The following is a 14,018-nucleotide window of genomic DNA, read 5'->3' on the forward strand; positions in this document are numbered from 1 at the left end:
CGGTCCGCGCGTCACGCCGCCACGGCGGGCGCGCACCGCGCGACGAGGTCGTCCATGGACAGTCCGAGCGCCTGAGCCAGCGCCGCCACCGTGAAGAAGGCGGGGGTGGGCGCGCGTCCGGTCTCGATCTTGCGCAGGGTCTCGGCGGAGATCCCGGCGACGGCCGCGACCGCCGCCATGCTGCGGGCGCCGCGCGCCTCGCGCAGCAACTGCCCGAGCTGCTCGCCGCGTTCGCGCTCTTCGGGGGTCAAGGGGGTACGCACCATGCCGCCATTCTAATACCGGTATAGTAATTGGCATGGTGGAACTGAAGACGGACACGTCGATGGACGAGATGTACGAGGCGGGCCAGGTCGTGGGCCGTGCACTGACAGCGGTGCGGGAGGCCGCGGCGGTCGGCGTCTCGCTCCTGGAGCTGGACGAGGTGGCGCACCAGGTCCTGCGGGACGCGGGCGCGAGCTCGCCCTTCCTCGGGTACCGCCCCTCCTTCGCCCCCACGCCGTTCCCCGCGGTCATCTGCGCCTCGGTCAACGACGCGATCGTGCACGGCGTGCCGGACCACTACCGGCTGCGCGACGGCGATCTGGTCTCCATCGACTTCGGCGCCGAACTGAACGGCTGGGTGGGCGACTCGGCGATCAGTTTCGTGGTCGGCACGGCCCGGGCCGCCGACGTGCGCCTGGTGGAGACCGCCGAGCGGGCGCTCGCCGCGGGCATCGAGGCCGCGGTCGTCGGCAACCGCATCGGGGACATCGCGCACGCCGTCGGCACGGTCTGCCGAGCGGCCGGGTACGGCATCCCGGACGGGTTCGGCGGCCACGGCGTGGGCCGCCGGATGCACGAGGACCCGCCGGTCCCGAACGAGGGCCGCCCCGGGCGGGGGCTCCCGCTGCGGCACGGCATGGTCCTCGCCATCGAGCCCATGCTCATCGGCGGCGGCACCGACGGCTACCACGCGGCCCCCGACGGCTGGACCCTGCGCACGAACGACGGCTCCCGAGCGGCCCACACCGAGCACACGGTGGCCATCACGGACGCAGGGCCGCGCATTCTGACGGCCCGCTGACCGGCCCGCCGGGGGTCCGGCGACGCCGCGCCCCCGGACCGCACCGAGCAGGCGCGCACAGCGCGCCGGGGACCGGGCGCGGACGACGCGGGGCCGGCCCTGCCGGCCCCGTCGCCGCACGCCCGCCGTACCGCGCCCGTGGCTACGACGCCGGGCGCACCACCATCGCCGAGCCTCCACCGCGGCGCACCTTCTCCGCCGCGGCCAGCCACTGGCCGTTCGGCAGGCGCTGGACGCCCGTCGCCGCGCCGATCTCGGGGTTCAGCTTGAAGGAATGCCCGATGGCGGCCAGCCGGGCACTGGTCGCAGTGTCGTACAGGCCCGGTTCGAGTTCCGTCTGAGCGGCGTTGCGCTGGCTGGCCCGCGGCGCGGCGATCGCGTCCACCAGCGGCATCCCGCGGTCCACGAACTCGGTCAGGGTCTGCAGGACCGTGGTGATGATGGTCGCGCCGCCGGGCGATCCGAGCGCCACGACGGGCCGGTCGTGCTTGTCCAGGACGATGGTCGGCGAGATCGACGAGCGCGGACGCTTGCCGGGGCCCGGCAGGTTGGGGTCGTGCACCGCCGGGTTCGCCGGAGTGAAGGAGAAGTCCGTCAGCTCGTTGTTGAGGATGAAGCCGCGGTGCGGGACCGTGATGCCGCTGCCGCCCGTCTGCTCGATGGTCAGCGTGTAGGAGACGACGTTGCCCCACTTGTCGGCGACCGTCAGGTGCGTGGTGTTCTCCCCCTCGTACGTCGTCGGGGCGGCCTTCCCGGCGGCGGAGCAGGCCGCCGGGTGGTCCGGGTCACCGGGCGCCAGCGGGCTGGCCAGTACGGCGTCGTCCTTGATCAGGCACGCGCGCGAGTCCGCGTACTTCTGGGACAGCAGTCCGCGCGTGGGCACGTCCTCGAAGGCGGGGTCGCCCACCCAGCGGCCTCGGTCGGCGAAGGCGATGCGGCTCGCCTCTATGTAGCGGTGCAGGTACTGCACGTCACTGGCCTTCGAGAGGTCGGACCGCTCCAGGATGTTGAGCGCCTCCCCGACCGTGGTGCCCCCCGAGGAGGACGGGGCGATCGAGTACACCTTCAGACCGCGGTACGAGACCTTCGTCGGCGCCTGCCGCTTCGCCTCGTAGGCCTCCAGGTCCTTGAGGGCGAGCCTGCCGGGCCGCGCGTTGTAGCCGGAGGCCGGGTCGACCGGCGGTTTGTTCACGGTGTCGACGATCTCCCGGCCGAGCCTGCCGCCGTAGACGGCGTCGACGCCCTTCCTGCCCAGCTCTTCGTAAGTACGCGCCAGATCGGGGTTCTTGAAGGTGGATCCGACGACGGGCAGGGAACCGCCGGGGAGGAACAGCCGCGCGGTGTCCGGGAAGTTCTTGAAGCGGGCCTGGTTGGACTCGGTCTGCGAACGGAAGGTCGCGTCGACGGTGAAGCCGTCGCGGGCGATGCGCTCGGCCGGAGCGAGCACGCTCGTCAGCCGCTTGCTGCCCCAACTGTCCAGCGCGGTCTGCCAGGTGGCGGGCGTGCCCGGTGTGCCCACGCTCAGCCCGCTGGTGACGGCGTCCGCGAAGGCGAGGGGCTTGCCGTTCTCCACGAAGAGGTTCGAGTCGGCGGTCGACGGCGCCGTCTCGCGGCCGTCGATCGTGTGCACCGTGCGGGACTTGGCGTCGTAGTAGACGAAGTAGCCGCCTCCGCCGATGCCGGACGAATAGGGCTCGGTGACACCGAGGGCCGCCGCGGTGGCGACCGCCGCGTCCACGGCGTTGCCGCCCTTCTTCAGGACCTCGATCCCTGCCGCGGAGGCGTCCGCGTCGACGCTCGCCACCGCGCCGCCGTACCCGACCGCGACGGGCACCTTGTCCGGCGTGACGGGTGCGCCCTTCGCCCCGGCGGAGGGCGGCGCCGCCGCACCGACCGAGACCACCGCGGCCGAAACCGCCAGGACCGCCAGATTCCGCGCAACAGAGCGACTCATCCGTACCTCCAGTCATCAGCCGTCCGCGCAGCGTAACTTCAGCGCACCCTCCCCGTCAGGACCCCCTCGAACACCGTTCCGCATTCCCGCTAGCATGCGCGCCCATGAATGACGACGTGCGCAACATCGTCCTCGGCGTGGTCGCCGCCGGCCTCAGTGCCGCGCTCGGCTGGCTCACCCGTACCTACCTGTGGAAGCGCAAGCTGCGCCGCAAGCAGGCGTTCTTCGGACTGCCGGACAACTCCGAGTCGCTCCTCGTGGTCAACCGTGAGGCAGGCGGGCCTGAACTCACGGTAATGCGCCACGACGTGTTCGCGCTGCTCGAACTGTCCGCGCTGATCAAGGACTGCGGTGCGCATGCCCAGGTCATCGCGCACGACACGGCGCAGCAGGGCTTCGGCGAGCGCACCGAGTTCTGCGTGGGCGGGCCGTCGTCCAACCGCCGGATGGCCGCGCATCTGCACTCACTTCTCCCGGGCATCCGCGTCAACGTCGACCCCGAGCCGGGTCCGGACCGCGGAGCCTTCCAGATCGGCAGCGAGCGCTACCGCCTGGAGTCGGGCAAGAGCGAGTACGTGATCCTCGCCCGGCTGGTCGCGGGCCAGGACCGTGCGACGAGACCGGTCTTCCTCTTCTGCGGCCAGCGCGCGATCACCAATCAGGCGGCGACCCGTTACCTCGCCCGCAATCACGAGCGCCTCGCGCGCAAGCACAACAACGGCTCCTTCGTCCTGCTGCTGAAGGTCGTCAACTCCCAGGCGTACGGCCCCGATGTCGTCGAGGTCGTCGCGGACGTCACCCGGGCCGCCCAGAGTCCGCTGCCCACGCCCGCCCCGCCGCGGAGCTCGCACCGGGCCGCCTCGTAGCCGGGGCGGTCCCACACGCGCCGCCGGGCTCCCCGGCGGCACATCTCGTGCCCGGCGTCCAGCACCCGGAGCGCACACTTCGGCCCACTCGGCACTCACTGAATGCACAGTTCAACAATCGTTACTCCCACGTAACTTACCGGTGGGTTACCTCCAGTAAGGGGGCGAGGTTACCGTCGGGTCACTTTGCGCTGACACGAGTGAGGAGTGACCCGTGGGACACGGTCGCAACGCCCTGCGCACGTCCGCCGCCGGTGCCGTCTCGGCGACGCTGCTCGCCGCCGGTCTCGGCCTGGCACCCGCCGCCTCGGCCACCGGCACGCCCGGTATCCGCTTCGTCGACATCTCCGGAGACGGGGGCACGGTCCTCAAGGCCAACGTCGTCACCCCCGCGGGCGCCGACGGCACCCGCAGCTATCCGCTCATCGTGCTGCCGACGAGCTGGGGCCTGCCCCAGGCCGAGTACCTCGTCCAGGCCCAGAAGCTCGCGAACTCCGGCTATGTGGTGGTCAGTTACAACGTCCGCGGCTTCTGGCAGTCGGGCGGCGAGATAGAAGTCGCGGGGCCGCCCGACGTCGCGGACGCCTCCAAGGTGATCGACTGGGCGCTCGCGAACACCCCGTCCGACGCGCGGAAGGTCGGCATGGCGGGCGTGTCCTACGGCGCGGGCATCAGCCTGCTGGCCGCGGCGCACGACGAGCGGATCAAGGCGGTGGCCGCCCTCAGCGGCTGGGCCGACCTCATCGACTCGATCTACTCGGGCCGCACCCAGCACGCGCAGGCCGCCGCGCTGCTGGACGGCGCCGGCGCGCTCACGGGCCGGCCGAGCGCCGAACTCCAGCAGACCTTCAAGGACTTCTTCTCCTCCGACCTCTCCAAGGAACAGAGCCTCATCGCCTGGGGCAAGAAGCGCTCCCCGGAGACCTACGTCGACCGGCTCAACGCGAACGGCGCGGCGATCATGCTCGCCAACGCCTGGGGCGACACGATCTTCCCGCCCAATCAGTACGCCAAGTTCTACGAGGAGTTGACCGGCCCCAAGCGGCTGGAGTTCCGGCCCGGCGACCACGCCACGGCCGAGGCTACCGGGCTGTTCGGACTCCCCAACGACGTGTGGACGGACACCGGACGCTGGTTCGACCACTATCTCAAGGGCGCGGACAACGGCATCGACCGTGAGCAGCCGGTCCAGCTCAAGTCGCGCTCCGCGGGCGGCTACGAGGGCTACCCCGACTGGAAGTCGGTCGGAAAGGCGTCGAAGAAACTCGCGCTGCCGGGCACGACCACCATCCACGCGAACGTGGACTCGGGCGCCGACGGCGGGATCGTGTTCCTGTCCAGCATCCTGGACCAGCTCGCCCAGTTGCCTCCGACGGCCTCGATCCCGCTGCTGCCGCGGTGGTGGGCGGCGGTCTGGCAGTCGGAGAGGTACGCGAGCGCGCAACAGGTGCGCGGCACCGCCAGGTTGCACACCACGGTCACCGCGACCAAGGAGAGCGGCACCCTCGTCGCGTACCTGTACGACGTGGGCCCGCTCGGCCTCGGCAAGCTGGTCAGCAACGCGCCGTACACCTTCCACGGGCAGACGCCCGGCAAGCCGTTCGGCGTGGACCTGGAGTTGTACTCCACGGCCTACGACGTTCCGGCAGGGCATCGCCTCGCCCTGGTCGTCGACACGGTCGACCCGCTCTACATCGAGCACAACCCGTCCGGCGCGCAGCTGACCTTCTCCTCGCCGGCGCACGACCCGTCGTATGTGACGGTGCCCCTGCGCGAGCAGTGATCTCCGGCTGCCGCCGGCCGGGCCTGGCCCTGTGAGCTGCTGCTCCCCCTACGGTCTCGGGGCCGTGGGGGGACCCCCACCCGGCAGCAGCGTCCCTGGTTCGGCCGGTGCCCCGTGCACGGCCTCGGTCTTGGGACCGTGCCGCTCCCGCCGGGCCGCCCCGAGGGCGAACCAGTGGTGCGGCATGCACGTCCCGGTGCGCGACGGCGGGGGCGCCACCGGCACGAGGACGAACGGCACATCGTAGTCGACGTTCCGCGCGAGCGGCTTTCCGGTGCGGACGAGCGCCCTGCCGGCCGGCAGCGGCCGGACCTCATGGGCGCACACGTGTGGTACGGACATGTGCGGCACTCCCCGTTCAGTGATTGAGCATCTCGGAAATGAAGTCCTTGGCGCGGTCACTGCGCGGGTCGATGAAGAACTCCTCGGGGGTGCGCTCCTCGACGGTGCGGCCGTCGAGCACGAACACGACGCCGAGAGACCAGGCCGGCCTCGGCGCGGAGCCGGGCCAGGGCCTCGCCCCCGTCGGGGAGCGGCCGGCCGTCGAGCTCGATCGTCCCTGATGCGATGGTCTCCAGACGGTTGATCGTTCTGTGCAGGGTGGATCTGCCCGGACCCGACGGGCCCGTGATCACCACCACCTCCCCCGTGCCGACCGTGAGGCTGATGTCTTGCAGGACATGTGACTCCCCGAGGTACTTGTTCACGTCGTGCAGCTCGATCAACGGATCGACAGCCATACCGGACCTGCCCGCTTTCAGCTCTGTCGATCACGCAAACTATCGACGTAAAAGGGGACTTACGGGACGACACGCACTCGCGATCATTAACCGTATTTGAGGCTGCATAACGGTCGGATCACGACGCCGGGTGAGCGGGGCCGCCCCGCCTCGCCCCGGCGCCGCGAGGGCACGGCCTCCGGATCACGCCCGGTCAGCGGGGGTGCGGAGCCTTCCGTCATGCGGTGCGCCTCGGACGGCGGTCCCTCTGAGCGCCCCCTCGGACGATCCGATCGTCGGCCTGGACGTGTCGCCGGTCGACGCCCACGGGGGCCAGGGCGCTTCGTTCGGATCAGCTCGGGTCCGAACGAAACCCCTAGGTCCACGCCCCGAGCTTCTCTGGGTTGCGGACCGCCCAGATGTGGGTCACCCGGCCACCGGAGCCGGAGAAGGCCGCCACCGTCACCGTGATCCCGGCGTGCTGGGCCACGAGGCCGGGCTGACCGTTGACCGTCCGCTCCAGGAGCGTCAGGCCGGGAGCCTTCTCGGCGAAGTGGGCCAGGTACCGGGCGATGCGCTCGCCGCCCTCGACCGGGCGGAGCGCGGCGCCGACCACACCGCCGCCGTCGGCCGTCATCGTGGCGTCGGGGGCGAGCAGCCCGACCAGGGCCTCGATGTCCCTGGCCTCCCAGGCCTGCTTGAAGTCCCGCACCAGACCGGCCTGTCCCGAGACCGGGGTGTGCGCGGCACGCACCCGGCGCCGGGCCGACGACGCCAGCTCACGGCAGGCCCCCGGCGACCGGTCGAGGATCTCGGCGACCTCGGCGAAGGGGTACCGGAACACGTCGTGCAGCACGAACGCCACGCGCTCGGCCGGTGTCATCGACTCCAGGACGACGAGAAAGGCCATGTGCACCGACTCGTCGAGCGTGACCTGGTCGGCGGGATCGACCGCGCGGTCGGTCCACTCCGTGCGGTCCGGCAGCGGCTCGGGCACCCACGCGCCGACGTAGCGCTCACGCCTGACCCGCGCCGAGCCGAGCAGGTCCAGGCAGACCCGGGTCGCCACCGTCGTCAGCCAGGCGCCGGGCGAGGCGATGGCCTCCTGCTGCCGCGACGACAGCGCGTACCAGCGGGCGTACGTCTCCTGCACGGCGTCCTCGGCCTCGGCCAGCGACCCGAGCAACCGGTAGGCGATGTTGGTCAGATGCCGCCGTTCGCCGAGGACCGCGCTCGGCTCTGTGGTCACGAAGACCGTCCCCCCTGACATTTTCCGCACCTGTGTCGTCGGAATGGCGCAACCGTACAGAAGATCCACTGCCACGAGGCAGGAGAGAGGACCGCATCATGGCCATCCGGACGACGGCAGTCCCGCGCGGCACCACATTCCTCCAGGTCGCGATCGCCCTGCAGACCGCGACCATCTTCCTCCAGGCCGTCAGCGCCGGACTGCTGCTGACCGCGCACTACGGCCAGGTGATGCACAGCGTCGGTGCGCGGGTGATGTACGGCGCGTCGATGCTGTACGTGCTCGCCGCGGTCCTGGCGTGGAAGCCGGGCGGAGGTTCGCCCCGGCCCGTCCTTAACGCGTCGGGCTTCCTCGCCCTCGCCTCGGCGCAGGTGGTGCTGGGCATCGCACACGTCCCGGCGGTCCATGTCCCGCTCGGCATCCTGATGTTCGGCCTGAGCGTGCTGGCGCTGGCGCGCCACCGGTCCGAGGCCGCCCCTTCCTGATCACGGCGCCGACCGGATCATGCCGCCCGCGCTGCGACCGGACGGCCCGGCGGGAACGGCTCAGGCCTCGGCGGCCTCGGCGTACACCTGCGACAGTTCGGGGACGCCCTGCACGGCCCAGTCGAGGCCGGCCTCGACGACGGGGATCTCGCGGCCGGAGGCGAGCCGCACCACCGGGCTGCCGCCCGACCAGACGTGCCACGTGGCCCCGGGAACGGTGCGCACCACGACGGTGCCGAGATACAGGCCCGCGTCGTTCCCCAGCCACGGCAGCGCCTCGGGGTCGTCGCGCCAGCGCGGCAGGAGCTGATCGAGCGCGGTCAACGAAGCGGGGGTGTCGTCGAGTTCGAGCCCCGCGGCCGAGGCGTGGGAGCGGAGCAGCTCGCACTCCGAGAGCAGTTCGGCCACGCCCTCCGGGTCGTTCTCGAAGGCGGCGGCGAGGCTCTGTCCGTGCTCGTGCGGGGTGCGCCCGAGCAGTCTGTCCAAGAAGCGGATGTTCATGACCGGCCTCTCCGTGGGGTGCGATCTCCGACAGCTCCGCGTTTCCGGTATTTCCAAGAATGTATCTTGCGGCAGTTGATCACGGAATCATCTGAATCACGGCGCCGTCACTGCCCGGCCCGCACATCTCGCCGCGAGCATGGCACGCCACCGGCACCGCACCGTGGGCCGCCGCGAAAGGGTCACGCCACCCGCACCACTCGCCGACGCCCGCCGCGAGCACGTCACACCGCTCGCCGACGTCGCCGCTGCTGCCGCCGCCGCCGCGAACAGGGCACGCCGCTCGCACCTCGTGCCGCCGGCCACCGCCCGGCGCGAAGGGTCCACGTCGCCCGCACCGCCCGCCGCCGCCCGGCGCGAGAGGTACACGCCGCCCGCACCGCACCGCCCGCCGCGAACGCCCCGCACCTCCTCACTCCACCCCAGTGCGACCGGCCCCGGCGACCGTGTCCGTCACGCCCTTGCCAAAGGTATTCATCCTTCGTAGAGTTCAACACAGCATGAGTTCAACACACGTTGACTTTCATGTTCCGCCACCCCACGACCAGGAGAGGCAGGGCCCGTGCAGAAGATTCCCTTCCAGGTGAACGAGGGCGGGATCGTCGCCCTGCTGCCGAACGGGCATGTCGAGTTCCTCGCCGCGTCCGCACGGGAGCCGATCGAGCGCCACAACTCCGGACAGGCCGTGAGCGCCGCGGAGTTGATGACGCACGCGCTGGCCGATCCGCTGGTGACGCTCGACCGGTTCCATCTGCCCGCCCCGGCCATCGCCTTCGTGGAGACGACGAACCTCTGCAACCTGCGCTGCCGCCACTGCTACGCGGACTCCGCGTTCAAGCGCCCCGACGAGATATCCACCCCGCGCATCAAGCAACTCCTCGACGAGTTCGCGGAGATGGGCGTCCTCCAGGTGTTCCTGACGGGCGGCGAGATCTTCTCCCACCGGGACGCGGTCGAGATCATCCAGCACGCCCGCAGCAAGCCCTTCAGCACGCAGATCTTCACCAACGGCCTGCTGGTCACCGAGGAGCGGCTCGCCCGGATCCCGCCCGGCCAGTCGTTCTTCATCAGCTTCGACACCGCGGACCCCGAGCGGACCGTCCGCGGCAAGATGGACTTCCCCAAGCTCCAGCACGCCTTCGAGATGATGCGCAAGCACGGGCACGTGTTCCGCACGGCCATCTCCGTCCACCGCAACAACATCCAGGACGCCGAGGAGATCTTCGACTGGTGCGCGGAGCGCGGGTACCCCCGGCCCCAGTGGCTGGAGACGCACCCGGTGGGCCGGGCGCTGCTCCACCCCGACATGCTGCTGCGCCCCGAGGACGTCGACGAGGTCTTCGAGGTCTACAAGCGCTGCATGGACCGGTACTCCGCCGAACCCGACCAGGAACCGGTCGCGACGCCCGCCGGTGAGGGCCGGCGGGCCGCCGACGAGATCCGCGGAGTGGACACCATCCAGTTCTGCCAGCGCCTGGAGCGCGCCGTGGGCCAGGAGAAGTGCGGCCGCTCGGTCGTCTACGTGAACAGCCGCGGCGACGTGTACCCGTGCAGCAACTGCATGTCGGGGCAGCTCTACCGGGCCGGCAACACCACCGAGAAGCCGTTCGCCGAGATCTGGCGGCACGGGTTCGACGAGTTCCGCGACATCCGCTTCAGCGACCACGCCGTGTGCGGCTCGTGCCCGGTGGCCCAGGAGGACATCTGGTGCCAGTTCCGCTGCCCGCCGCTGGCCCGGAACATCACCGGCGACCCGAAGGGCTGCGGCGCCACCGAGTACCTCCAGGAGTTCACGCTGCGCTCGGGCCGCTACTGGCGCGACCGCAAACAGCGCAACGTACGCCTGACCCTGACGCCTCGTCAGTCGACGTCGGCCGACCCGTCCGGCCCCACCCGACTCCCGCTCCCGACGACGTGAGCGGGCCCCTGTCCCACGGCGGCGCGACCGCTGCCGCCTCCACCGAAGGGAAGACTGCCATGCCCGAAGAGAAGAAGGTCATCCGCATCCACCTGGAGCCGGGGCAGGAGGGCGTGACCCTGAGCGCCGTCGGAGCCGCCTCGGCCACCGCGCCCGCCGAGACCCTGGTGGAGGCCACGAACATCACGGAGGCCACCGTCATCGAGGTCGAGGTCTGATCCCACGCCTTTGCCGAAGGCGACGAAGCGGTGCACCGCTTCCCGGCCCGTTGAGGGGCGGGCCGGGAAGCCCCGCCGGACGGCAGAGGCCCGCACGCCATCCGTTCCTCCCCCGACGCGCGGGCCCGGCCCGCAGCGGGGGACACCATGCCCAGCTCCCTGCGCGGAGCCGGCTGTAGGAGACGAGGTCGCGATGAGCAGGACGGCTGCTTCGGCCGGCACCACAGCACTGCGCCGCCCCGGCGGGGGAACCACGTCACGCCCCGGCACGGGCACCGCGCCGCGCCGCGGCACGGGACTCGCGCGGCTGCTCGACCAGAACCCCGCGCTGCGGATCGGTCAGGACGACTACAACATCAACGTGACGGCCAACTACGGCGACCAGCTGTCGACTTCGCAGGTCGCCGCCGCCATCCGGGACCATCCGGGCGCCGGCCGCCCCGCCCACCTCTACTTCCACGTGCCGCTGTGCGCCTACATCTGCCACTTCTGCAACTACGTCAAGCGCAAGGTCGCGGACGGCCCCGAGGGCGAGGCGGCCCCGCGGATCTGGACGGACCTGCTGCTCGACGAGTCCGGCCGGCGGCTCGCCCACTCCCCCTGGCTCGCGCACGCCCCGATCGAGTCGGTCTATCTCGGCGGAGGCACGGCGTCGCTGCTCGGCACCGAACAGCTGAAGCGGCTGCTGGACCACGTACGCGCCCGCTACACGCTCGCCGACGACTGCGAGATCTCGCTGGAGGGCAACCCGGACAACTTCCAGCACGACGAGCTGGCCGAGGCCTGCGCCATCGGGTTCAACCGCTTCAGCGTCGGCGTGCAGTCCCTGCAGAGCGAGGTCAACGCGTTCGCCGGACGCGGCCACGACGCCGAGATGTCACTGCGGGCCGTCGCCAAACTGCGGGCCACCGGCAGGCCGTTCAACGTCGACATGATGTTCGGGCTGCCCCATCAGTCGACGGCCACGGTCGCGGACGACATCCGGCGGCTCATCGACCTGGACGTCCCGACCATCACCATCTACCGCCTGCGCAACGCCGACCGGGCGAAGATGGGCATCGGCAACCGGGCGTTGTGGAACGTCGACAGCGTCAAGAACAGGCTGCGCGAGCAGCACCTGTTCCCGTCGCTCGGCGAGACGTACGCGATGCGCGAGGCCGTCGTGGAACTGCTGCTCGACGGCGGCTACCACCCGAGCCCCTGCGGCTGGTGGAACCGGCCCGGCGTCTACCCGGACGGGAACATCCCGCGGGTGTCCCGCAACAAGTGGCAGCGCCACGACTCGATGATCGCGTACGGGCCCGGTGCGTACGGCTGGCTGACCGGCGACGGGGACACCGTCGTACAGACCCACAACATCGCCGACATCTCCGGGTACGCGGCCCGGCTCAAGGAAGGCCCGGGTCTGCCGTTGGCCTCCGGCAGGCGGCTGGCGGGCTACCAGGCCATCGGCATGGTGCTCGGCTTCGCCTTCAAGGCGAACCAGCCCGTCGACGCCGGCCGGTTCCGCCGGAGGTTCGGCGTCGAGCTCTTCCACGACGAGCCGTTCGCGGCGGTCTTCGCCGAACTCGTCGAACGGGGCCTCATGGAGCGGGTGCCCGGCACTCCGGAGAGCATCGCCCCCACCCTGGACGGCGAGGCGCTCCACGAGGAGATCATCAGCGTCTACTTCCACCAGCGCATCGGCGGCTTCGCCGAGGCCGTCTGCCACAGGTGAGCCGATGAACGTGCATCAGCGCACCCAGTGGCACCGGGACACCGACGGGACGCGGTACCGCGCACGACGGTCCTTCCCCGCCGGTCCGGCCCGCGCCACCGTCCTGCTGGCCGGTCCCGGCAGCGTCTCCGTCCTGGACGGGCAGGGACGGGACGACCTGCTGCTGGAGCGACTCACCGGCCGGCTGGTCGCCCAGGGCGCACAGGTGCTCACCTGCGACATGCCGGTGCGGGAGCCGAACTCGCCCTCCACGGAGGCCGATCGGCGCACCCGGGCCGGCCGGCTGTCCCGGCTGCTGGCGGCACACCGGCACCTGCCCGCCGGACCGCTCGTACTCGTCGGCTTCTCCCTGGGTGCGCTCGCCCTGCTCCAGCTGCTGCGCTCCGGCGAACCCCGGCAGGCGGACCGCGCGGTGCTGGTCGGCACGGTGATCGAGGAGGACGCCTTCCTGACCTCGCACGTCCCGTCCCTCGACCTCGTGTACGGCAGCTTCGACCTGGTGGGCTACATGGCCGACGCCGACGACGAGACACTGCCGCCCGCCGTGTTCGCCCCGGACATGTACGGCCAGTGGTCGGCGAGCCGGCTGGTCGGGCGGCGCGCCTTCGAGGTCCGCGTGCATCTGCTCGAAGGGCTCGGGCACACCCTCCATCCCTGCGGCCCGGGTCCGTCCCGGGACGCGATCACGGCACTCACCGACCTGGTGGGCACCGCTCAGTGACGGTCAGACGGCACACGACGCAGAAGGCGGCGCACGACATGCTCTCCAGCCAGCGATTCGACAAGATCGCCGAGAACTTCGCGACCAGCGAGGTGCACCGTTCCAGCCCCACGATGGAGGCCCTGCACGAGACGCTGGGCCCGCAGACCGGGCGTGCCGTCTGCGACGTCGCCTGCGGCGCGGGCCACCTGGGTCTGTCGTTCGCCGACGAACTCCCCGCTCGTCTCGTCGCGGTGGACCCGGCGCCGAACATGCTGGCGTCCGTGCGCAGACTCGCGGCGGAGCGCGGCATCACCGTGGAGACGGCCGAGGCCCGTGCGGAGGAACTCCCCTTCGCGGACGCCTCGTTCGACCTCGTGGTGTCCCGCCTGGCCCCGCACCACTTCGGTGACATGCCGCAGGCCGTGAGCGAGATGACACGGCTGCTGCGCCCCGGAGGGCGTCTCGCGGTCATCGACCTGGAGGGCCACGAGGACCCCGCCGTCGACGCGCTCAACCACGAACTGGAGATGCTGCACGACCCGACGCATGTGCGCAGCTACACCCTGGACGAGTGGATCGGCTTCTTCCAGGACGCCGGGCTCAACGTGCCGGTCGCCCGGGGTGCCCAGTCGGAGAGCCGCACCGGGGTGCCCGTGAAGCGGTGGTGCGAGATCGCCTCGTCCGGCGCGGAGGCCGAGCGGGCCATCCGGGCCCGGCTCGCCGAGGCGCCGGCGCGGCACCGGGAGGCCCTCGGCATCCGTCAGGAGGGCGAGGAGTACTTCATCCCCGTGCGCACCTGCATGGTGATCGGTGTGAAGCCGCTCGGCGGGGTGCGCTGA

Annotated in this window: 14 protein-coding genes and 1 pseudogene; 9 read left to right on the top strand and 6 right to left on the bottom strand. The window is 71.3% G+C overall.

The window, feature by feature from the left end:
* Window positions 1-11 precede the first annotated feature (11 nt).
* On the bottom strand, window positions 12-266 hold the full coding sequence (locus ABEB03_RS17680) for a helix-turn-helix domain-containing protein (RefSeq protein WP_095937543.1): 255 nt from the start codon (window positions 264-266) through the stop codon (window positions 12-14).
* A 32-nt stretch (window positions 267-298) separates the two neighbouring features.
* On the opposite strand from ABEB03_RS17680, the gene map reads away from it, so the two are divergent.
* Window positions 299-1,066, top strand: a complete 768-nt coding sequence (gene map, locus ABEB03_RS17685) for a type I methionyl aminopeptidase (RefSeq protein WP_345649344.1) — start codon at window positions 299-301, stop codon at window positions 1,064-1,066.
* A 142-nt stretch (window positions 1,067-1,208) separates the two neighbouring features.
* Here map and ggt read toward each other — a convergent pair whose 3' ends face one another.
* Window positions 1,209-3,020, bottom strand: a complete 1,812-nt coding sequence (gene ggt, locus ABEB03_RS17690) for a gamma-glutamyltransferase (protein WP_345649347.1) — start codon at window positions 3,018-3,020, stop codon at window positions 1,209-1,211.
* Window positions 3,021-3,124: 104 nt separating this feature from the next.
* Between ggt and ABEB03_RS17695 the strand changes: the two genes are divergently transcribed.
* Window positions 3,125-3,886, top strand: a complete 762-nt coding sequence (locus ABEB03_RS17695; protein ID WP_345649350.1) for a hypothetical protein — start codon at window positions 3,125-3,127, stop codon at window positions 3,884-3,886.
* Between the two features lie 214 nt (window positions 3,887-4,100).
* Window positions 4,101-5,669 (top strand): alpha/beta fold hydrolase, encoded by a 1,569-nt coding sequence (locus ABEB03_RS17700; RefSeq protein WP_345649353.1) that lies wholly within the window; start codon window positions 4,101-4,103, stop codon window positions 5,667-5,669.
* 48 nt (window positions 5,670-5,717) lie between these two features.
* Here the strand turns inward: ABEB03_RS17700 and ABEB03_RS17705 are convergent, their stop codons facing one another.
* From ABEB03_RS17705 to sigJ, 3 genes and pseudogenes are all read right to left on the bottom strand, one after another.
* Window positions 5,718-6,011 carry a hypothetical protein gene (locus ABEB03_RS17705; RefSeq protein ID WP_345649356.1) on the bottom strand — a complete coding sequence of 98 codons (294 nt, stop codon included), beginning with the start codon at window positions 6,009-6,011 and terminating at the stop codon, window positions 5,718-5,720.
* Window positions 6,012-6,148: 137 nt separating this feature from the next.
* Window positions 6,149-6,409 (bottom strand): annotated as a pseudogene (locus ABEB03_RS17710) (ATP-binding cassette domain-containing protein); the annotation flags it as partial.
* A gap of 355 nt (window positions 6,410-6,764) precedes the next feature.
* Window positions 6,765-7,658: an RNA polymerase sigma factor SigJ gene (gene sigJ / locus ABEB03_RS17715; protein ID WP_345649359.1), complete on the bottom strand. Its 894-nt coding sequence runs from the start codon at window positions 7,656-7,658 to the stop codon at window positions 6,765-6,767.
* A 77-nt stretch (window positions 7,659-7,735) separates the two neighbouring features.
* Here sigJ and ABEB03_RS17720 point away from each other — a divergent pair, with 77 nt between their 5' ends.
* Window positions 7,736-8,122: a hypothetical protein gene (locus ABEB03_RS17720; RefSeq protein ID WP_345649362.1), complete on the top strand. Its 387-nt coding sequence runs from the start codon at window positions 7,736-7,738 to the stop codon at window positions 8,120-8,122.
* A 60-nt stretch (window positions 8,123-8,182) separates the two neighbouring features.
* Here ABEB03_RS17720 and ABEB03_RS17725 read toward each other — a convergent pair whose 3' ends face one another.
* Window positions 8,183-8,623, bottom strand: a complete 441-nt coding sequence (locus tag ABEB03_RS17725) for a DUF6278 family protein (protein ID WP_345649365.1) — start codon at window positions 8,621-8,623, stop codon at window positions 8,183-8,185.
* 562 nt (window positions 8,624-9,185) lie between these two features.
* On the opposite strand from ABEB03_RS17725, the gene ABEB03_RS17730 reads away from it, so the two are divergent.
* From ABEB03_RS17730 to ABEB03_RS17750, 5 genes are all read left to right on the top strand, one after another.
* A complete protein-coding gene (locus tag ABEB03_RS17730; protein WP_345649368.1) occupies window positions 9,186-10,541 on the top strand; it encodes a radical SAM/SPASM domain-containing protein in 1,356 nt (451 codons plus the stop codon).
* Between the two features lie 59 nt (window positions 10,542-10,600).
* Complete coding sequence (locus ABEB03_RS17735) at window positions 10,601-10,759, top strand: hypothetical protein (RefSeq protein WP_158690554.1); 159 nt, start codon at window positions 10,601-10,603, stop codon at window positions 10,757-10,759.
* Between the two features lie 193 nt (window positions 10,760-10,952).
* On the top strand, window positions 10,953-12,476 hold the full coding sequence (locus ABEB03_RS17740) for a coproporphyrinogen-III oxidase family protein (protein WP_345649400.1): 1,524 nt from the start codon (window positions 10,953-10,955) through the stop codon (window positions 12,474-12,476).
* 4 nt (window positions 12,477-12,480) lie between these two features.
* Complete coding sequence (locus tag ABEB03_RS17745; RefSeq protein ID WP_345649403.1) at window positions 12,481-13,197, top strand: alpha/beta fold hydrolase; 717 nt, start codon at window positions 12,481-12,483, stop codon at window positions 13,195-13,197.
* 38 nt (window positions 13,198-13,235) lie between these two features.
* The gene (locus ABEB03_RS17750) at window positions 13,236-14,018 is read left to right on the top strand and encodes a methyltransferase domain-containing protein (protein ID WP_345649406.1); all 783 of its coding nucleotides are present in this window, start codon (window positions 13,236-13,238) and stop codon (window positions 14,016-14,018) included.

The sequence above is a fragment of the Streptomyces siamensis genome, assembly GCF_039543605.1.
Classification (GTDB): Bacteria; Actinomycetota; Actinomycetes; order Streptomycetales; family Streptomycetaceae; genus Streptomyces; species Streptomyces siamensis.